An 18,440-nucleotide genomic window follows, 5' to 3' on the forward strand; every position below is an offset into this window, starting at 1 on the left:
ATTGTCTGCGCATGAAAACCATGCAAGCGCGTGTGGCTGGGCACGATAAATGCGCAGCGCGATCGTCGTGGATCGAATCGCCAGGCGTGCGCGGCGCCGCGAAGAAAAACGCCCGCTTCGAGGCGGGCGTGGATCGCGGTCGCGCGGCGCGCGCGTCAGGGTTCGGTCGGCGCCAGGTCGGGCGGCAACCGCCGCAGCGTGGCGGGCGTGCGCGACAGCTTGATCGGCGAGCCGACGCCGCGGTAGTCGCCCTGTTCCAGCACCATGCCGCGGTGCTTCGTGTGGGGATGGGCCAGCGCCTGGTCCACGGTCTGCACGGCCGCGGCCGGCACGCCGGCGCGCAGCAGGCGGTCGGCCAGCGCCGCCGCGTCGTGATGCGCGAGCAGGGCGGACAGCTCGTCGCGCAGGGCCTGGCGATGCGCCAGGCGATCGGCGTTGGCGGCGTAGCGCGGGTCGGCGGCCAGCGCCGGCGCCTCCAGCACCTGCGCCAGCTGCGCGAACTGGCGGTTGTTGCCGACCGCCAGGAAGATCGGGCCGCTGGCGGTGGGCAGCGTCTCGTAGGGTGCGATGTTCGGATGCGCGTTGCCGCTGCGGCCCGGCGTCTTGCCGCTGTAGAAATAGTTGGGCGCGTGCGGATGCAGCAGCGACAACGCGCAGTCGTACAGCGTGATGTCGAGGAACTGGCCCAGGCCGCTGCGCACGCGTTCGTTCAGCGCCAGCAGGATCGCCACCGCCGCGTTCAGGCCGGTCACCATGTCCACCACCGGCAGGCCGACGCGGGTGGCGTCGCCGTCGGCCTCGCCGTTCACGCTCATCAGCCCGCACATGGCCTGGGCGCAGGCGTCGTAGCCGGGCAGGCCGCCCAGCGGGCCGTCGGCGCCGAAGCCGCTGACGCGGCAGTGGATCAACGCCGGGAAGCGTTCGCGCAAGGTGTCGTAGCCCAGGCCCCACTTCTCCAGCGTGCCCGGCTTGAAGTTCTCGACCAGCACGTCGGCGTCGGCCAGCAGGTGGCGCAGCAGTTCCTGCCCCGCCGCCTGCGACAGGTCCAGCGTCATGCCGCGCTTGTTGCGGTTGACGCCGACGAAGTACGACGCCGTCTCGCCCAGGAACGGCGGGCCCCAGCCGCGGGTCTCGTCGCCGCCGGGCGGCTCGATCTTGAGCACGTCGGCGCCGTGGTCGGCCAGGATCTGGGTGCAGTACGGACCGCCCAGCACGCGCGACAGGTCGATCACTTTGCAGCCGGCGAGGGCGCCGGCGTCGGGGAGCTTGGGAGCCATGAAGCCTCTGCGGTCAGTCGATGGAAACGTTGGCGCTCTTGATGAGCGTGCGCCACTTGGGCACTTCGGCCGTGATGAAGCTGGACAGTCCCTGCGGCGTCTGGTCCTGGGCGCGCACGATGCCCTGGCTGCGCAGGGTCTGTTCGATCGCGGGGTCCGACAGCGCGGTCTGGAACGCCTGGTTCAGTTTGGCCACGGTCTCGGGCGGGGTGGCCTTGGGCGCGACGATGCCGAAGAACACGCTGACGTCATAGCCCGACAGCCCCTGTTCGGACAGCGTCGGCAGGTCCGGCAGCGCGTCCGAGCGCTGCGCGCTGGCCAGGCCGATGGCGCGCAGCTTGCCGGCCTTGATGTACGGCAGCGCCGTCAGGATGTCGGTGAACGACATGGATACCTGGCCGCCCAGCAGGTCGTTGAGCGCCGGCCCGGTGCCTTTGTACGGGATGTGCATGATGCGGGTGCCGGCCATCTGGTTGAACAGGATGCCGGCCAGGTGCGAGGACGCGCCGTTGCCGGACGAGGCGTAGCTGAGCTTGTCCGGGTTCTTCTTGGCGTAGGCGATCAGTTCCTGCGCGTTGTTGGCCGGCACCGACGGGTTCACCACCAGGATGTTGGGCAGGTGGCCGATGCGGATGATGGGCGCGAAGCTGGTCTCGGGGTTGTAGCCCTGGTTCTTGTACAGGCTGACGTTGATGGCCAGCGGTCCCGAGGTGCCGAACAGGATGGTGTAGCCGTCCGGCTTGGCGGCGGCCACGTATTCGGAGCCGATGTTGCCGCCGGCGCCGGCGCGGTTCTCGACGATGACGGTCTGGCCCAGCGGCTGCTTGAGCTTTTCGGCCAGGCGGCGCGCCAGCGCGTCGGTCGGGCCGCCGGGCGGGAACGGCACCACCAGCGTGACCGGACGCGACGGATAGGCGTCGGCCGCCAGCGCGGGAGGGACGGCGGCGATGGCGGCGACCGCCAGCAGCAGGGGGGTGAACAGGCGTTTCATGGTTGTCTCCAGTGGGGGCGCGCCGGCTGTGCCGCCGGCGTCGGGGGGGCGCCAGGCTACAGCGCGTGTTGCAGGATGCCGCGGCAGGCGGCGCTTTCGTCGGCGGGAATGGCATAGGGATCGCGCGGCGCCAGGCGGTGCTGCAGCACCTGGTCGGCCAGCAGCGCGCGGCTGGCCAGGCCGTCGCCGGCCGCCTCCCAGCGCAGCGCCGCCATCGACACCGCGTGGTACAGCAGCGAGGCGGCTTGGCGCGCCAGTTCGGCATGGTCGCCCTGCGCGGCGTGTTCGGCCAGCGCATAGGTCCGTTGCAGCGCATCGGCCTGGGTGGCGGCGAGCGCGGGCGGGCAGGGCAGGCCGTCGGCCAGCAACTGGTCGATATGGCGGCGCAGCGCGGGCAGCGAGCCTTCCTTCTTGATGGCGCGCAGCACGTCCAGCGCCACGATGTTGCTGGTGCCTTCCCAGATCGAGCCCAGGTGCGCGTCGCGCACCAGGCGCGGCTCGGTCCATTCCTCGATGTAGCCGCAGCCGCCGCGCACTTCCATGGCGTCGCCGGTGACCTTGCGCGCATCGCGGCAGGCGCGGAACTTGATCAGCGGCGTCAGGATGCGCGCCAGCGCCGGGTCGCCCTGGCCCTGGTCGGCGTCCGCCAGGGCGCGGGCGGTCTGGAACATGACGCTGCGGGCCTGTTCGGCCCACACCGTCATCTTCACCAGCTGGCGCTGCATCAGCGGCATGTCGATCAGGCGCTTGCCGAACGCGCGGCGGTGCTGCGAGACGTAGGTGGCCTCGGTGACGGCGCGGCGCATCAGGCCGGCCGCGCGCATGCCGTTGGACAGGCGCGAGTTGTTGATCATGTCGGCCATGTGCTTGAAGCCCTTGCCGCGCTCGCCCACCAGCCAGGCGACCGCGCCTTCCAGCCGGATCTCGCCGCTGGCCATGGAGCGGGTGCCGAGCTTGTCCTTGAGCCGCAGGATGCGGTAGTGATTGTGCGTGCCGTCGGCCAGGTCGCGCGGCAGCAGGAACAGCGACACCCCCTTCAGGCCGGGCTCGCTTTCACTGCGCGCCAGCACCATGGCGAAGCCGGCATCGGGGTTGGAGCAGAACCATTTGTCGCCGTGGATGCGCCAGCTGCCGTCTTCCTGGCGCTGGGCCGTGACCTCGGTGGCGCTGACGTCCGAGCCGGCGCCCTGCTCGGTCATGAACATGGCGCCCTGGCGCAGCGCGTCGAAGTCCTGGCTGGTGACCTGCGGCAGGACCCGCTCGACCAGCGCCGGGTCGCCGAACTTGCGTAGCGTGCGCGCCAGCGAATCGGTCATGCTGACCGGGCAGCACAGGCCGAACTCGGCCTGCACGAACAGGTGGCTGAGCGCGTACTTGGCGGCGGCCGGCATCGGCTCGGGCCAGCCCAGCACGCCGCCGCGATGCGATAGCGCCGCCAGGCCGAATTCGCTGTAGGCCAGGCGCTCCAGTTCGACGTAGGCCGGATGCTTGTCGATGCGCGACTCGTCGGCGCCGGCGCGGCTGCGCACCGACAGGGTGGGCGGATGCTTGTCGGCGGTGGCCGCCAGTTCGTCCATCAGGCCGCCCGCCAGTCCGCCCAGGCGGTCCAGGTGCGGCAGCAGGTGCGCGTGCAGCGCGGCCGGCAGGTAGCGCCGGGCCAGCGGCGCGGCGTACGGATCGGCGCGGAACAGGTTCAGGCCGCGCGCGTCCGGGACGGGCGTGGCGGTGGCGCGGGTGGGGGCGACGGGGGGCTGGGCGGGGGTATCCATGGCGGCATCCTGCGCAAAAGAGGAGTTTCCGGCATGGTGCGATGATGGATTAATCTATACAAATACCGTTTTGGTGTAGACCTATCCAATAAAAATATGGATCTCGGGCGCCGCCGGCAGGCGCGCCCCGGGAGGAGACCGATGGACCTGGATCCGCGCTTGTTGCGCTATTTCATCGCCGTGGCCGAAGAGCGCCATTTCAGCCGCGCCGCCGCGCGCCTGCACATTTCCCAGCCGCCCTTGAGCTACGCCATCCGCCAGCTCGAGGACAACGTCGGCGCGCGCCTGCTGGCGCGCACCAGCCGCCACGTCGAACTGACCGCCGCCGGCCAGGTGCTGTACCGCGAGGCCCTGACGCTGCTGCGCCAGGCCGAGGACGTGCGCACGCTGGTGCAGCGGGTCGACGCCGGCCTGCGCGGCCGGCTGCGCATCGGCTTCGTCGGCTCGATGCTGTATCGCGGCCTGCCGGCGCTGCTGGCGTCGATGCGGGCCGAACTGCCGGACGTGGAACATGTCCTGACCGAGCTGAATTCGCACGACCAGATCGAGGCGGTGCGGCGCGGCGAGCAGGACCTGGGCTTCATCCACGCCAACCCGGTGCCGGCCGGCGTGGCGGCGCGCGACCTGCTGGCCGAACCGTTCGTGGTGTGCCTGCCGGAAAGCCATCCGCTGGCCAGCAGGCCGTCGCTGGCGCTGGCGGAGCTGGCTACCGATGACTTCGTGTTTTTCGCCCGCGCCGCCTCGCCCAGCTATTACGAGACCGTGCTGTCGCTGTGCGTGGGGGCGGGCTTCATGCCCGTGATCCGCCACGAAGTGCGCCACTGGCTGAGCGTGGCTTCGCTGGTGTCGCAGGGCCTGGGCGTGTCGATCGTGCCGTCCTGCCTGTCGCGCAGCGGCCTGGCGGGCACGCGTTTCATCGCCTTCGAGCACCAGGCGCGCTCGGTCAGCCAGGTGATCTGGCCGGACGAGGACCGTTCGCCGCTGCAGGAAAAGGCGCTGGCGCTGGTCGAGCGCCAGTTCCCCGCGGCCTGAATGGGCATCCGGGGCGCGCCGCCCGGATATCTCAGCCTGGCAGTCGCGTGAAGCGGTTGGTCAGCGTGCCCAGCCCGGTCAGCGTCACGTCGACCACGTCGCCGTCGCTGAGGTCTGGCGAATGGCCGTCGGTGCCCATCCAGAGGATGTCGCCGGGCTGCAGGGTGAGGTAGCGGCTCATCGTGCTGATGAAGGTGTCGACACCGAACAGCATGTCGCCGGTGCCGAAGCGGGTGCTCTCGCGGCCGTTGACGCTGACCACCGTCTCCATGCGCGCCAGGTCCGGGTCGGTCTCGATCCAGGGGCCCATCGGCTTGAAGGTGTCGGTGTTCTTGGAACGCCAGAAAGTGCGGTCGGACGCCTGCCAATCGCGCGCGCTGACGTCGTTGCCGATGGTGTAGCCGAGGATGCCGGCGCGCACGTCTTCCGGCCGGACGTGCTTCATGCGCTTGCCGATCACCACCACCAGCTCGCCCTCATACTGCACGCGGGTGGCGTCGGCGGGCATCAGCACGTCCTGCCCGTGCGCCAGCAGCGCGTTGTTGGCGCGGTAGCCGACATCGGGCTGGGCGGGAATGTTCTTGCCCTCGGCGCCGATGTGCTGGACATAGTTCAGGCCGACGCAATAGAAGGTCGGGGGAATCACCGGTACCTCGATCCGCACATCGGCCAGGCGCAGCGATTCATTGCGCCTTTCATGGCCGTTGAACGGGTCGCCGCGCACCGGCGTGATGCGGTCGTCGTCGAGAATGCCGTAGAACGTCTGACCGTCGTGGATGCAGCGTATCCATTTCATGGTGGGTTCCTTCAGGCCGCCTGGGCGGAAAAGCCGGGATCGTCGTTGGCCATGCGGGTGATGAGCCATTCGCCATCGTTGCGCGCCAGTTCGATGTGGGTGGTGCGGATGGTGTCGATGCCCGTCAGCGGCGCGGGGCCGGACAGCGCGGCGCCGCTGTCGTGCCGCACCACCAGCATGTAGGCGCGCAGCGCGCAGCGGTCCGCGTTCCAGGCGTGCGCCGCGAGGTTGCAGATCAGGTGGTGGATGCGCTGGGTCGGGGAACGGCGCGCCAGCGCCGCCAGCACGGCGTCGCGGCCCGCCAGCGTCTGGCCCTGGCGCAGCCAGACGCCGTCGGGGGCGAGGCGCCGCACCAGATCGTCGTAGCGGTTTTCGTCCAGATCGCGGAAAAACGCCATGACCTGGTTGTGGCAAAGCGACAGGGTATCGCTCATGGGGATGTCGTCCTCAGCATGGTTTCATCGATGGCGGCCAGCGTGTCCGCGCCGCACAGTTGCATGGTGCGCGCCAGTTCGTCGCGCAATATCTCCAGCGCCTTGCAGGCGCCAGGATGGCCGCCCGCCAGCACGCCGTAGAGCGTGGCGCGGCCGGTCAGCACGCCGGCCGCGCCCAGCGCCAGCGCCTTGAAGATGTCGCTGCCGCGCCGCACGCCGCCGTCCAGCAATACCGGCACCCGGCCGCGCGCGGCGGCGAGCACATCCGCCAGGGCGTCCAGCGACGCGATGCCGCTGTCCAGTTGCCGGCCGCCATGATTCGAGACCACCAGCGCGTCGGCGCCGATGCCGACGATGGCGTCCACGTCCAGGGCGTTGACCACGCCCTTGACGATGAGCCTGCCTTGCCAGCCGTCGCGCAGCCGCGCCAGGTCGTCCAGCTTGAACGCCGGATCGTAGTTGCGGCCGGCGACGGACTTCATCGCCTTGCGGTCCGCGGCGACCGGCGCCAGGCCCGCCAGGCTGGGCATCGCGGGCGGCCGCCGCAGCAGCATGTCGAGCGACCAGGCGGGCTTGCGCGCGAACTGCAAGACGTTGCGCGGATTGAGCTTCATGGGAAACGCCAATCCGTGCGCCAGGTCGCGCTCGCGCTTGCCGCCCACCGGAAGGTCCACCGTGATCATCAGCGCCTCGTAGCCGGCGGCGCCGGCGCGCCGGATCAGGTCGGCAAGCCGGGCCTTGTCCTGCAGGATATAGGCCTGGAACCAGAGCCGGCCCGGCGCCCGGTCGGCGATTTCCTCGATCGACGCGGTGGCGGACGTGGACAGGGTGTAGGGAATGCCGGCCTGCGCGGCGGCGCGCGCCAGCGCCACGTCGCCGCCGCGCCAGCCGAAGCCGACCGCGCCGGTGGGCGCGATGGCGCAGGGCAGGGCCGCGGGCGTGCCGACGAACGGCGCCGCCAGGTCGACGCGCGAGACATCGCGCAGCACCCGCGGGGCCAGGCGCAGCCGCTGGAACGCGGTGACGTTCTCGCGCAGCGTGATCTCGTCCTCGGCGCCGCCGTCGAAGAAGTCGAACACCGGCCGCGGCAGGCGCGCCCGCGCCGCGATGCGCAGGCGCTCGATGGAAAAGCAATCGTCGAGCCGGGCGGTCATCGCGGCGTTCTCCTGGATCGTGGCCGCGCCATCATTCGCCTTTGACATTGCCTTTCTTGATCACGTCGGCCCAGCGTGTCCGGTCCTGCACCAGGAACTGGCTGAACTGTTCCGGCGTGCCGCCGTCGGCCAGGGCGCCCAGCGAGGCGAGCTGTTGCTTCACCGCCGGATCGGCCAGGGCCTCGTTGGCGGCCTGGTTCAGCTTGTCGACGATGGCCTTGGGCGTGGCGGGCGGCGCCAGCATGCCGACCCAGGTCGCGGCCGCGTCGAAGCCGGGATAGCCCAGGCTTTCGAGCGTCGGCACGCCGGGGAAGTCGGGTTGCGGTTCGCGCGTGCCGATGGCCAGCACGCGCAACTGCTTCTGCGCCACATAATTGGCGATGCCGACGCTGGGATAGAACATGAACGAGATGCGCCCCGCCAGCATTTCCTGCAGGGCCGGTCCATTGCCCTTGAACGGCACGTGCATCATGCGCGCGCCGGTCATGTTGGCCAGCATCTCGGCGGTCAGGTGCGCCGAGCCGCCGATGCCCGACGAGCCGAAGGTGAGCTTGTCCGGGCTGGCCTTGGCCGCGGCCACCAGCTCCTGCATGGTCTTGTAGGGCGAGCCATAGCTCGTCACCACCACCATCGGCAGCTTGGCGAAATTGCCGACGGGGGTGAAGTCCTTGACCGCGTCATAGTTGTAGCGTTCGGGGTACAGCAGCGGATTCACGTTCAGGGTGAGCGAGGTCACCAGCACCTTGTAGCCGTCGGGTTCCGACCGCATCACGTCGTTGGCGGCGATGGACGCGCTGGCGCCCGGTTTGTTCTCCACCACGATCGAGGCCTTCAGGCTTTCGGACATGCGCTTGGCGAGGATGCGGGCGATCACGTCGGTCGGTCCGCCGGCCGCGTAGCCGACTTCCATGCGGATCGGCCGCGACGGATAGTCGTCGGCCAGGGCGGGCGCCGCGACGCCCGCGCCGATCAGCGCGGCGCAGAGCAGGTTGGTCCATTTTTTTGTGTTCATGATGTCTCCTCCTTGTTTTGATATCAGTATTGGTCGGGGAAGTACCGATCCGCCATCACCTGGCAGCGCTTGATCAGGCGCGGCTCGTCCGGCCGGTAGTCGGCCACGGCGTTATGGATGGTCCCCATGTTGTCCCACATCAGCACATCGCCTTCCTGCCACTGATGGCGATAGCGGTACTTCTCCTGCAGCTGGTGCCTGAACAGGAAGTCCAGCACCTCGGCGCTGCGCGCTTCCGGCAACTCGTTGATCCTCACGGAATAGCCGGGGTTGGCGTACAGCACCTTGCGGCCCGTGATCGGATGCGTCAGGAACACCGGATGCGAGACCGGCGGCTTGCGGCGCTTCTGTTCCTCGGTCAGCGGGGGGCGGGTGCTGCCCTTTTCCCGCCGCATCATTTCCCAGAACTTGTTGAAGTCGTGGGTGATGGTCATGCCGTCCAGCTCGGTCTTCAAGGCGTCCGGCAGCTCGTCGTAGGCGGCGTGCATGTTCGAGAACTCGGTGTTGCCCAGCGATTTGCCGTCGCGCATCGGGATGCGGATGCCGTACAGCACGTTGCTGAAGGCGATGGTGCGGCTGTAGGACATGTCGGTGTGCCAGTCCTGGCCGGCGTCGCTCAGGCCCACGGGCTTGCCGTTCTCCACCATGTTCGACAGGATCATCACTTCCGGCAGGCCGGGCTCGAAATACATGTTGGCGACGTTCACTTCCAGCGTGCCGAAGCGTCCGGCGAACGCTTTCAGGTGCGGCGCTTGCAGCGCCTGCTTCGGGAAGCTGACCACGCCATGGCGGCCCAGCGCCGCCTCGATGGCGCGGTGGTCTGCCTCGGCCAGAGGCTGGGCCAGGTCGATATCCAGGATGCGGGCGCCCAACGAGCCCCCGCCAGCAACGATCTTCATGATGTCTCCGTTCTCGGGATGGGGAAGGCCTGGACGGCCTTCCCGGGATGCCGGCGCGTCAGGGTGAACAGCCCCTAGAACGCGGCCCGCAGGATTGCCAGGACCTCGGTCGCATCGGCGACCGGGCGGGGATTGAGCGCCAGCCCGCGTTCCGTCATCACGCCGCGGGCCAGGGATTCCAGTGCGTCAACGGGCACGCCCAATGCCGACAGCCGCGCCGGCATGGCGTGACGCTGCTGGAGGCCGCGCACCCAGGCCGACAGCGCGGCGTGGGGCCGGGGCGCCCGCTGGTTGACCGCGTCGAGCGCGGGCCGCAGCGCGTCCGCCGCCACCGCTTCGTTGAAGGCCAGCGCGTGCGGCAGGATGGCGCTGTTGACGGCGCCGTGCGACAACCGCTGGCGCGACGCCACGACGTGGCAGATGGCGTGATGCAGGCAGCTGCGCGCCATCGACAGGGCCAGGCCGGCCAGGTGCGCCGCCTGCAGGATCGCGCCGCGTGTCTCGTGGCCGCCGAGGCTGTCGCTGTCGAGGGCGGCGTCGAACAGCCGGACGGCCTGCACGGCGATGCAATCGGACACGGGCGAGCGTCCCCGCGAATACAGGGCCTCCACCGCGTGGGCGATGCCGTTCATGGCGCTGTCGCGCAGCAGCGCGACGGGCTGGTCCGCGCTCAGGCGCGGGTCGATCAGCAGGGTCGCGGCCGCCACGCGCCGGTTCCAGAACATCAGCTTGTGGCCGTCTTCCCGGCGCACGCCGAACGACGACGTGGCTTCCGCGCCCGAGGCGGTGGTGGGGATGCCGATGATCGGCAGCTGCGGCCGGACGCGTCGCGGGATGCGCACCGTGGCGGGCGGCTCGAAGGTGGTGACGTGATCCGCCAGGCGGCCGCCTTCGGCCAGCAGCAGGGCCAGGGCCTTGGCGCTGTCGGCCACGCTGCCGCCGCCGATGGCGATCAGACTGTCCGCGCCGAATGCCCGTACTTTTTCGGCCATTGTTTCCACAACGTCGACACTGGAGTGCCGTGGCACCGCCGGGAGCCGCAGGTGATCAAGCCCGCTCCAACAGGCGGACAGCGCCTCGAAAGCGGCGGATCGCATCATCGCATCCTGCGCCAGGATCGCGGGCCGGGAACAGCCAAGCGCGTCGAGTTCTTTTAATATCAAGGCCGACACGCCATCGCCGAAACAGACATGGGTACCGAACAGGTGATAGTCGAAAGCGGCGGCGCGGGCGGTGGCAGCAGGGGGGCGGTCTTGGCTCATGCGGCCAGTATAGAGACGCCGGTTGCCCTGAAAAATCACCAAACAAGGAAATCGTTTTTTCCTTTTTGGAAACACACGGATCGGGAATGAACGTTATCGATTGCCTGGAAGTCTTTGCCGAAGTCGGCAAGAGCCTCAGTTTCTCCAAGGCGGCGGAAAGCCTGGCGTCGAGCCGTTCGGCGGTCACCAAGAAGATCGCCTGGCTCGAAGCGCACTTCGAAGTGCAGCTGCTCAACCGCAACACTAAGCACGTCAGCCTGACCGAGAGCGGCCGGCTGCTGCTGGAAAACGCCGATACGCTGGCGCTGAGCCTGATGAACCTGAAAGAACTGGTGCAGGGGCCGGTGCTGACCGCCAGCGGCCGCATCCGCATCGGCACGCCGCCGTCGTTCGGCACCGTGCACATGGTGCCGGCGATCCAGGATTTCCTGGCGCGCTATCCCGCGATCAAGGTGTCGCTGCTGATCGACGACGGCCGCGGCGACCTGATCGCCGAGAACCTCGACCTGTCCGTGCGCATCGCGCCGCGGCTGAAGGATTCCAACCAGATCGCCTACAAGATCACGCTGGTGCCGCAGGTGGTGGTGGCGACGCGGGACTATCTCGCGCGCCATGGCCGGCCGGAGAAACCGCAGGACCTGGAGCGGCACAACTGCCTGGTGCACAACCTGAAGGCGCCCACCGGGCAGTGGAGTTTCACCGACGCCCAGTCAAACACCCACGTGGTGCGGGTGGCGGGCTCGTTCAATTCGAACCTGGGCGAAGCGCTGATGAACATGACCAAGCGCGGCGGCGGAGTGTCGATGCACCCGCGCTACATGGTCGAACAGGACATCGCCGACGGGGTGCTGGAAGTGCTGCTGCCGGGCTATGAGCCGCAGGGGCTGGACATCCACGCGGTCGTGCAGACCCGCCGCAACCAGCCCGACAAGGTCAGGCTGATCGTGGAACACCTGCGCAACTGGTTCAAGGACGCCGACTGGACGCGCTGAGCGCAGCCCGCCGGCAGCGGTGGCGTCCTAGCGGAACACCACGGTCTTGTTGCGGTTCAGCAGGATGCGGTGCTCGACGTGGCTGCGCACGGCGCGCGACAGCACCAGCGACTCGATGTCGCTGCCGACCTGGGTCAGGTCCTGCGCCGTCATGGTGTGGTCGACGCGCTCGATGTCCTGGTCGATGATCGGGCCTTCGTCCAGGTCCGAGGTCACGAAGTGGGCGGTGGCGCCGATGATCTTGACGCCGCGCGCATGCGCCTGGTGGTACGGGCGGGCGCCCTTGAAGCTGGGCAGGAAGCTGTGGTGGATGTTGATGGCGCGGCCGTTCAGCGCGCGGCACATGTCGGCCGACAGGATCTGCATGTAGCGCGCCAGCACCACCAGGTCGATCTCGTAGCGGTCCACCAGCGCCAGCACCTGCTGTTCCTGTTCGGCCTTGGTATCGGCCGTCACGGGCAGGTGATGGAAGGGGATGCCGTAGGACGCGGCCAGGCTGGCGTAGTCGTTGTGGTTCGAGACGATGGCCGCCACTTCGGCATGCAGCTGGCCGCTGTGCACGCGGAACAGCAGGTCGTTCAGGCAGTGGCCTTGCTTGCTGACCATGATCAGCAGGCGTTCCTTGCGGCGCGCGTCGTGCAGCTGCAGTTCCATGCCGTACTCGGCCGCCATCTCGTCCAGGCGGGCGCGCAGCGCGTCCGGCGACGCGTCCGCCGGCAGGTCGAAGTGCACGCGCAGGAAGAAGCGGCCGGTCTCGTCATCGCCGAATTGCTGCGAATCCAGGATGTTGCAACCCAATTCGAACAACAGGCCGCTGACGCGGAAGACGATGCCGGTGCGGTCGGGGCAGGACAGGGTCAGGATGTAGTCGTTGTGCTGCATGATTCAGTGGGAAGGATGGGAAGAAGCGTCGTCGGCCAGCCGCGCCAGGGTTTCCTCGGCCAGCGCCAGGCTGGAGGTCAGGCCGGGCGATTCTATGCCAAACAGGTTCACCAGGCCGGGCACGCCATGGGCGGCCGGGCCGGCGATGACGAAGTCGGCGGCGGGTTCGTGCGGTCCGGAGATCTTGGGGCGGATGCCGGTGTAGCCGGGCGCCAGCGCGTCGTCCGGCAGGGCCGGCCAGTAGCTGCGCACGGCGGCGTAGAAGACCTCGGCGCGGGCCGGGTCGAGGGTGTAGTCCTCGGTGCCGATCCATTCGGTGTCGGGGCCGAACTTGGCCTGACCGCCCATGTCGAGCGTCAGGTGCACGCCCAGGCCGGCGTGCTGCGGCACCGGGTAGATCAGGCGCGAGAACGGCGCGCGTCCGGACAGCGTGAAATAGCTGCCCTTGCACAGGTAATCGGTGGGGATGCTGGCGGCCGGCACGCCATCGATGCGGCGCGCCAGCGCCGGCGCCTGCAGGCCGGCCGAATTGATCAGCACGTTACAGCTGAGGTTCATGGCGTCATCGCCGCCAAACTGCAGGTCGAAGCCGCCTTCGGGGCGCACCCGGCCGGACACCAGCGGCGTATGGAACACGCACTGCGCGCCGGCATTCTCGGCGTCGCCCTGGTAGGCCAGCATCAGCGCATGGCTGTCGACGATGCCGGTGGATGGCGACACCAGCGCCGCCGTGCAGCGCAGCGCCGGCTCCAGCCGCATGGCGTCTTCGCCGGAAATGAACTGCAGGTCGTCCACGCCGTTGGCGCGGGCGCGCTGCGCGATGCCTTCGAGCTGGGCGGCCTGTTCCGCGCTGGTGGCCACGATCAGTTTGCCCAGCCGCTTGTGCGGGATGCCGCGCTCGGCGCAATAGGCGTACAGCAGGTGCTTGCCGCGCACGCACAGGCGGGCCTTCAGGCTGCCCGCCGGGTAATAGATGCCGGCGTGGATGACTTCGGAGTTGCGCGAACTGGTGCCGGTGCCGATGGCCTCGGTGGCCTCGGCCACCAGCACCTCGCGGCCGGATTGGGCCAGCGCGCGGGCGATGGCCAGGCCGACCACGCCGGCGCCGATGACGACGCAATCGACGTCGGCGCTCACGAGACCTTGCCTCCGGCGCGGGCGCCGGCCGGCGTCAGGTCGAACCCGCCGGCATGAAAGACCAGTGGCGGCTCGCCGTTATACCCGCAACGTTCGACTTCTCCGACCATGATGACGTGATCTCCTTCGACATAGCGGCTGCGGTTGTGGCATTCGAACCAGGCGGCGCAATGGCCGTCCAGCATCGGCGTGCCGCCCGGCGCGTGGTGCACGGTCAGGCCGGCGTAGCGGTCGGGCGTCTTGCCGGTGGCGAAACGCCGCGCCAGCGCGATCTGCTCGGCGCCCAGCACGTTGACCACATAGCGCTGGCACTGCTCGAAGGCGGCCAGCGACGAGGAATTGCGCGACAGGCTCCACAGCACCAGCGGCGGATTCAGGGACACCGAGTTGAACGAACTGACCGTGAGCCCGATGGGGGCGCCATCGAGGTCGGCGGTGGTCACGACCGTGACGCCGGTGGCGTAACGGCCCAGCGCGGTGCGGAAGAAGGCAGCGTCGAAATCAGGGGAGGAGGCTGGCATGCAAGTGATAAATGGGGCGGGCGCCGTGGACGGCGCCCGGCGGCGTCAAGGCGAGAGGCGTTCGATCTTCCAGCCCTGGCCGTCGGCGACGTAGCGCAGGCGGTCGTGCAGGCGCGAGGGCCGGCCTTGCCAGAATTCCATCGCGGTGGGCTTGAGGCGGTAGCCGCCCCAGTGCGGCGGGCGCGGCGGCTGGTCGCCGTAGCGGGCGCGGAATTCCTGCTCGCGGGCTTCCAGTTCGGCGCGGGTGATGGGCTGGCTCTGGCGCGAGGCCCAGGCGCCGATGCGCGAACCGGCCGGGCGGCTGTGATAGTAGGCGTCCGATTCCTCGGCCGGCACTTTTTCCACCACGCCCTCGATGCGCACCTGGCGCTCGAGCGGCTGCCAGAAGAACAGCAGGCAGGCGCGCGGCTCGGCCAGCAGGTCGGTGCCCTTGCGCGATTCGTAATTGGTGAAGAACGTGAAGCCGTGCTCGTCGAACCCCTTGATCAGGACGATGCGGGCGCTGGGCTGGCCGTCGGCGTCGACGGTGGCCAGGGTCATGGCGTTGGGCTCGGGCACCTTGGCGGCCAGGGCCTCGTCGAACCAGCGGGTGAACTGCTCGAACGGGGAGGCGGCGGCCTCGCTTTCCAGCAGCACGTTCTTTTCGTAGCTTTGACGCAGATCGGAGACAGACATGGGGCGAGTGATTCAGCGTTGATAACAAGCAGTTTATACCGCCGAAGAACTCCACCCTTCATTGACCCCGCGCAGGGCCCGGGCAAGTTTTTGCGCCGGGATGCCCCTGGCGCCTGCCGGCAGGGCCTGGCGGTCTGGCGCCAGGCTGGCCTCAGGCGCCCTCGGGCAGGGTGTGGCTGTCCTGTTCCAGGCGCCGGGCGATGGCGTCCAGGCGGGCGTCGTGAATGCCCGCGGCGCGCAGCGCCTGGGCGGTCTGCACCACATACTCGGTGCAGGGGCCGTAGCGCCCGGCGGCCCGCCGCACGATGGCGAGCAACTCGGCCTCGGGCAGGGCCCGGATGTAGGCCGGATTGTCGCGGTTCATGATGAAGACCAGGGCGCGCACCGGCCCGTCCTCGGTGCTGCAGTTGATCCAGCGCGGCAGGTAGGCGCCGGTGGACATCTCGCGGTCCCACAGGGCCGGGAAATAGGTCGGCACCTGGCTGCCCGACAGGCGGTAGACCACGCCGCGGCAGGAGCCGCCGCGATCCAGGCCGAACACCAGCCCGGGGCATTCCGGCGTGCCGCGGTTGACCCGCGACCACAGGCACAGCGCGCGGTGGTGGCCGCGCAGGGTGGCGAGGCGGCGCTCCTCGAAATCGAAATCGGGACGCCAGATCAGTGACCCGTACCCATATACCCAGACGTCCTCGCCGTCGCGCCAGTGTTCCAGGGCGGTCCGCAGCGAGGCTTGCCGCTCTTCGGGCGTCCACAGGCGGAATGGCAGGCTGGCGCCGGCCACGGGAGGGGGGGACTGCATGTTCACGACTACGGTTTCCGGTCAGATTCGAGCGGGGGGTTGCGATTGGCCCAGCCTCCGGCCATCAGGGCCACGGAATAGGCCCAGAACAGCGGGGCGACGCCGATGACCGCGCCCAGCGCGCCGAAGGTCAGCGGCAGGGAGACCTGCGAGCCGTTGATCAGCGCCATCCGCAAGCCCACGGCTTCGGCGGCGCGGCCCGGCGGCGAATGCTGGTGCAGCAATGACAGCATACTCGGTTGGCAGCATCCCAGCGCAAGTCCCAGGATGAAGGACAGCACGATCAGGATGCTAACGTCGGTGAACAGCGGGTAAAGCATGAAGTCGATGGCGGCCGTGGCCATGGCCACCCGCACCAGCGTCCAGGACCGCACCCGGCGCTGGATGAAGGGCAGTACCAAGCGGATGATGAACGTTGCCGCCGCGAAGGAGGCAAGAATGATGCCGATGGTGGTCGCGGACAGGCCGATGGCGACGCCGAAGATCGGCACCACGAACAGGTGCGTGTCCCAGGCGCCCGACAGGATGGTGTTGACCATCAGGATGCGGCGCAGCGCAGGCACGGCCAGCAATTCGGTGACGCGGCGCCGTTCGGCTTCCTTGGCGCCGGCCAGTTGCGAATCCACCGCGCGCAATTGGTGACGCAGCATGTACAGGCCGCCGGCCGACAGCAGCGGCCCCAGCGTCAGCAGGCCGAAGGCCAGGCGGGTGCCCAGGTTGTCGATCGCCAGGCCGGCGATCAGCGGGCCCGAAAAACCCGAGCCGGCCAGGGCCAGCGACATCAGCGAGAAATTGCGCAGGCGCTGGGTCGGCTCGGCGTGGCCCAGCAGGTCCTGGGTGGCGACCTGGTGCAGCATGAAGCCGATGCCGATGCAACAGGATGCAACCAACAAGGCGAACTGGGTCTGCGACAGGAAGGGCAGCGCGGTGCCGACAGCGACCAGCGTGGTGCCAGTGACCAGCGGGCGGACGATGCCGACCCGGTCGACCCAGCGGCCGGCGCGCACCGAGAACAGCATCGGCAGCACCGCGAACACGGCGACCAGCGTGCCGACCTTGAAGGTCGACAGGCCCATCTGCAGCGCCGTGAGCGAGACGGTGATCCGTCCCCCTGTCAGCGCCACGTGGTTCAGCATGGCCAGCACGCACAACAGCGCCGCCCCGGAAAACTCCGGGGCGGCGCTGTTTGAAGAGGGGGAGGGGGGCGAATTGGACACGGATACGGCTTAACTGCATTCATTCTGTCCCTATCGTCGCGCTATGTCGAGGCATCGTTTTTTTGCGCCGCCGCAATCGGGTTTGGATAGTGGCGACAAGATAGGCGCCATCTATGGACCAACTGGGATGGGGATGGGGCAAGATGGCGTCACGTTCGCGGCATGGGGCGGTCATTCGTGCGCTGCAGCAGATGTATCGTCGATGCAACGGAACAATCGTTCCATTGTCAGGGCCAATGCAAGCCCGCTTTACCGTTTTTCACCCTTTCGCCACAGATTGGCCATGCTTTGGCGCTCCCCGCCGTTTAGGATGTGCGGGCAGTCTGGGCAGGTATCCCCGGCCCGATCCGTACTGAGTTATTCGAGTGGCGGACGATGCATCCGCCGCCCCATCCGAACTGGTTCAATGAAAAAGCCTCGCAGCAAAGTCCAGCGTTACGTCCTGATCGCCGTCGTTCTCCTGCTCATCGCCTTCGGCGTGCGCGCCGCGTTCTTCTCGTCGCCGCCGCCGCCCACCTTCGCCGTGGCCGAAGTCGTCCGCGGCAACCTCGAAGACAGCGTGCTGGCCAGCGGCACGATGGACGCCGTCGAGCGCGTCAGCGTCGGCGCGCAGGCCAGCGGCCAGTTGAAATCGCTGAAGGTGGCGCTGGGCGACCGGGTCAAGAAGGGGCAGCTGGTCGCCGAAATCGACGACCTGACCCAGCAGAACGAATTGCGCAACGCCCAGGCGGCGCTGCAGACCCGCCGCGCCGAGCGCGCGGCCAAGGTCGCCACCCTCAAGCAGGCCGAGCTGGCCTTCCGCCGCCAGCGCCAGATGCTGGCGGCCGACGCCAGTTCGCGCGAGTCCTATGAGTCGGCCGAGGCCACGCTGGGCGTGACGCGCGCCGACATCGCCTCGCTCGACGCGCAGATCGTGCAGGCCGAGATCCAGGTGGATACCGCCAAGGTCAACCTGGGCTACACCCGCATCGTCTCGCCGATCGACGGCGTGGTGGTGGCGGTGGTGACCAAGGAAGGCCAGACCGTCAACTCGATCCAGAGCGCGCCTACCATCATCAAGGTGGCCCAGGTGGCCACCATGACCATCAAGGCGCAGATCTCCGAAGCCGACGTGACCCGCGTCAAGCCGGGCCTGCCGGTGTACTTCACCATCCTGGGCGAGCCCGACCAGCGCTACCACGCCACCCTGCGCGCGGTGGAACCGGCGCCCGACTCGATCCAGAAGGACGACGCCACCTCGTCGCTGACTTCCTCCAGCTCCTCGTCCACCAGCGCGGCCGTCTACTACAACGGCCTGTTCGACGTGCCCAACCCGGACGAGAAGCTGCGCATCTCCATGACGGCGCAGGTGTCGATCGTGCTGGGCGAGGCGCGCGACGCCGTGGTGGTGCCGGCCTCGGCCCTGGGCAAGCGCGGCGAGGACGGCCGTTACGCCGTGCGGGTGGTGGGCAAGAACAACCAGACCGACACCCGCCAGGTCAAGATCGGCATGAACAACAACGTGCAGGCGCAGGTGCTGGAAGGCCTGGAGGTGGGCGAGCGCGTGGTGTCGGCCGACGCCGCGCCGGTGGCCGCCGCAGCGGGACGCTGA

Annotated in this window: 18 protein-coding genes; 3 read left to right on the forward strand and 15 right to left on the reverse strand. The window is 68.8% G+C overall.

The features are described from left to right. Positions 1-155: 155 nt before the first annotated feature. The 3 genes from H0523_RS00060 to H0523_RS00070 are packed head-to-tail and all read right to left on the reverse strand — an operon-like array spanning position 156 to position 4,037. Positions 156-1,277, reverse strand: a complete 1,122-nt coding sequence (locus tag H0523_RS00060; RefSeq protein WP_054434581.1) for a CaiB/BaiF CoA transferase family protein — start codon at positions 1,275-1,277, stop codon at positions 156-158. 13 nt (positions 1,278-1,290) lie between these two features. Continuing rightward, positions 1,291-2,268, reverse strand: a complete 978-nt coding sequence (locus tag H0523_RS00065) for a Bug family tripartite tricarboxylate transporter substrate binding protein (RefSeq protein ID WP_054434579.1) — start codon at positions 2,266-2,268, stop codon at positions 1,291-1,293. Positions 2,269-2,324: 56 nt separating this feature from the next. Then, entirely contained in the window at positions 2,325-4,037 is a 1,713-nt protein-coding gene (locus H0523_RS00070; protein WP_054434578.1) for an acyl-CoA dehydrogenase family protein, read from the reverse strand. Between the two features lie 141 nt (positions 4,038-4,178). Between H0523_RS00070 and H0523_RS00075 the strand changes: the two genes are divergently transcribed. Beyond that, positions 4,179-5,069, forward strand: a complete 891-nt coding sequence (locus tag H0523_RS00075; RefSeq protein WP_054434576.1) for a LysR family transcriptional regulator — start codon at positions 4,179-4,181, stop codon at positions 5,067-5,069. Positions 5,070-5,100: 31 nt separating this feature from the next. Here H0523_RS00075 and H0523_RS00080 read toward each other — a convergent pair whose 3' ends face one another. The 6 genes from H0523_RS00080 to H0523_RS00105 form a co-directional block, all read right to left on the reverse strand. Continuing rightward, complete coding sequence (locus H0523_RS00080; protein ID WP_054434574.1) at positions 5,101-5,865, reverse strand: fumarylacetoacetate hydrolase family protein; 765 nt, start codon at positions 5,863-5,865, stop codon at positions 5,101-5,103. 11 nt (positions 5,866-5,876) lie between these two features. Further along, positions 5,877-6,299, reverse strand: coding sequence for a nuclear transport factor 2 family protein (locus H0523_RS00085; protein ID WP_054434572.1), 423 nt, complete (start codon positions 6,297-6,299; stop codon positions 5,877-5,879). Beyond that, on the reverse strand, positions 6,296-7,501 hold the full coding sequence (locus tag H0523_RS00090) for an alpha-hydroxy acid oxidase (protein ID WP_231689960.1): 1,206 nt from the start codon (positions 7,499-7,501) through the stop codon (positions 6,296-6,298). The genes H0523_RS00085 and H0523_RS00090 overlap by 4 nt, the downstream gene beginning before the upstream one ends. Then, positions 7,485-8,465: a Bug family tripartite tricarboxylate transporter substrate binding protein gene (locus tag H0523_RS00095; RefSeq protein ID WP_054434568.1), complete on the reverse strand. Its 981-nt coding sequence runs from the start codon at positions 8,463-8,465 to the stop codon at positions 7,485-7,487. The genes H0523_RS00090 and H0523_RS00095 overlap by 17 nt, the downstream gene beginning before the upstream one ends. Positions 8,466-8,488: 23 nt before the next feature. Then, positions 8,489-9,364: a TauD/TfdA dioxygenase family protein gene (locus tag H0523_RS00100; RefSeq protein WP_054434565.1), complete on the reverse strand. Its 876-nt coding sequence runs from the start codon at positions 9,362-9,364 to the stop codon at positions 8,489-8,491. A gap of 74 nt (positions 9,365-9,438) precedes the next feature. Then, the gene (locus tag H0523_RS00105) at positions 9,439-10,626 is read right to left on the reverse strand and encodes an iron-containing alcohol dehydrogenase family protein (protein WP_054434563.1); all 1,188 of its coding nucleotides are present in this window, start codon (positions 10,624-10,626) and stop codon (positions 9,439-9,441) included. A gap of 86 nt (positions 10,627-10,712) precedes the next feature. Between H0523_RS00105 and H0523_RS00110 the strand changes: the two genes are divergently transcribed. Next, positions 10,713-11,618 (forward strand): LysR family transcriptional regulator, encoded by a 906-nt coding sequence (locus tag H0523_RS00110; RefSeq protein ID WP_006393082.1) that lies wholly within the window; start codon positions 10,713-10,715, stop codon positions 11,616-11,618. Positions 11,619-11,645: 27 nt separating this feature from the next. Here the strand turns inward: H0523_RS00110 and purU are convergent, their stop codons facing one another. The 6 genes from purU to H0523_RS00140 all read right to left on the reverse strand — a co-directional run bounded on the left by purU (position 11,646) and on the right by H0523_RS00140 (position 16,849). Next, positions 11,646-12,500 carry a formyltetrahydrofolate deformylase gene (gene purU, locus H0523_RS00115; RefSeq protein WP_054434561.1) on the reverse strand — a complete coding sequence of 285 codons (855 nt, stop codon included), beginning with the start codon at positions 12,498-12,500 and terminating at the stop codon, positions 11,646-11,648. 3 nt (positions 12,501-12,503) lie between these two features. Further along, positions 12,504-13,637: an L-2-hydroxyglutarate dehydrogenase LghO gene (gene lhgO / locus H0523_RS00120; RefSeq protein WP_054434559.1), complete on the reverse strand. Its 1,134-nt coding sequence runs from the start codon at positions 13,635-13,637 to the stop codon at positions 12,504-12,506. Next, the gene (locus H0523_RS00125; protein ID WP_054434556.1) at positions 13,634-14,158 is read right to left on the reverse strand and encodes a flavin reductase family protein; all 525 of its coding nucleotides are present in this window, start codon (positions 14,156-14,158) and stop codon (positions 13,634-13,636) included. The genes lhgO and H0523_RS00125 overlap by 4 nt, the downstream gene beginning before the upstream one ends. 45 nt (positions 14,159-14,203) lie before the next feature. Next, a complete protein-coding gene (gene pdxH, locus H0523_RS00130; RefSeq protein ID WP_054434554.1) occupies positions 14,204-14,833 on the reverse strand; it encodes a pyridoxamine 5'-phosphate oxidase in 630 nt (209 codons plus the stop codon). 151 nt (positions 14,834-14,984) lie between these two features. Further along, the gene (locus H0523_RS00135; protein WP_054434552.1) at positions 14,985-15,638 is read right to left on the reverse strand and encodes a gamma-glutamylcyclotransferase; all 654 of its coding nucleotides are present in this window, start codon (positions 15,636-15,638) and stop codon (positions 14,985-14,987) included. Positions 15,639-15,640: 2 nt separating this feature from the next. Continuing rightward, on the reverse strand, positions 15,641-16,849 hold the full coding sequence (locus tag H0523_RS00140) for an MFS transporter (RefSeq protein WP_156333570.1): 1,209 nt from the start codon (positions 16,847-16,849) through the stop codon (positions 15,641-15,643). Positions 16,850-17,255: 406 nt separating this feature from the next. On the opposite strand from H0523_RS00140, the gene H0523_RS00145 reads away from it, so the two are divergent. Further along, on the forward strand, positions 17,256-18,440 hold the full coding sequence (locus H0523_RS00145) for an efflux RND transporter periplasmic adaptor subunit (RefSeq protein ID WP_054434551.1): 1,185 nt from the start codon (positions 17,256-17,258) through the stop codon (positions 18,438-18,440).

Source organism: Achromobacter insuavis, assembly GCF_902859645.1.
In the GTDB taxonomy this organism is placed as follows: Bacteria; Pseudomonadota; Gammaproteobacteria; order Burkholderiales; family Burkholderiaceae_B; genus Achromobacter; species Achromobacter insuavis.

Coding starts and splice junctions, on each gene's coding strand:
- H0523_RS00085 (WP_054434572.1), bottom strand. CDS start 6,299: ATGAGCGATACCCTGTCGCTTTGCCACAACCAGGTCATGGCGTTTTTC.
- H0523_RS00070 (WP_054434578.1), bottom strand. CDS start 4,037: ATGGATACCCCCGCCCAGCCCCCCGTCGCCCCCACCCGCGCCACCGCC.
- H0523_RS00075 (WP_054434576.1), top strand. CDS start 4,179: ATGGACCTGGATCCGCGCTTGTTGCGCTATTTCATCGCCGTGGCCGAA.
- H0523_RS00105 (WP_054434563.1), bottom strand. CDS start 10,626: ATGAGCCAAGACCGCCCCCCTGCTGCCACCGCCCGCGCCGCCGCTTTC.
- H0523_RS00060 (WP_054434581.1), bottom strand. CDS start 1,277: ATGGCTCCCAAGCTCCCCGACGCCGGCGCCCTCGCCGGCTGCAAAGTG.
- H0523_RS00110 (WP_006393082.1), top strand. CDS start 10,713: ATGAACGTTATCGATTGCCTGGAAGTCTTTGCCGAAGTCGGCAAGAGC.
- H0523_RS00125 (WP_054434556.1), bottom strand. CDS start 14,158: ATGCCAGCCTCCTCCCCTGATTTCGACGCTGCCTTCTTCCGCACCGCG.
- H0523_RS00065 (WP_054434579.1), bottom strand. CDS start 2,268: ATGAAACGCCTGTTCACCCCCCTGCTGCTGGCGGTCGCCGCCATCGCC.
- pdxH (WP_054434554.1), bottom strand. CDS start 14,833: ATGTCTGTCTCCGATCTGCGTCAAAGCTACGAAAAGAACGTGCTGCTG.
- H0523_RS00080 (WP_054434574.1), bottom strand. CDS start 5,865: ATGAAATGGATACGCTGCATCCACGACGGTCAGACGTTCTACGGCATT.
- H0523_RS00095 (WP_054434568.1), bottom strand. CDS start 8,465: ATGAACACAAAAAAATGGACCAACCTGCTCTGCGCCGCGCTGATCGGC.
- H0523_RS00100 (WP_054434565.1), bottom strand. CDS start 9,364: ATGAAGATCGTTGCTGGCGGGGGCTCGTTGGGCGCCCGCATCCTGGAT.
- purU (WP_054434561.1), bottom strand. CDS start 12,500: ATGCAGCACAACGACTACATCCTGACCCTGTCCTGCCCCGACCGCACC.
- H0523_RS00145 (WP_054434551.1), top strand. CDS start 17,256: ATGAAAAAGCCTCGCAGCAAAGTCCAGCGTTACGTCCTGATCGCCGTC.
- H0523_RS00090 (WP_231689960.1), bottom strand. CDS start 7,501: ATGTCAAAGGCGAATGATGGCGCGGCCACGATCCAGGAGAACGCCGCG.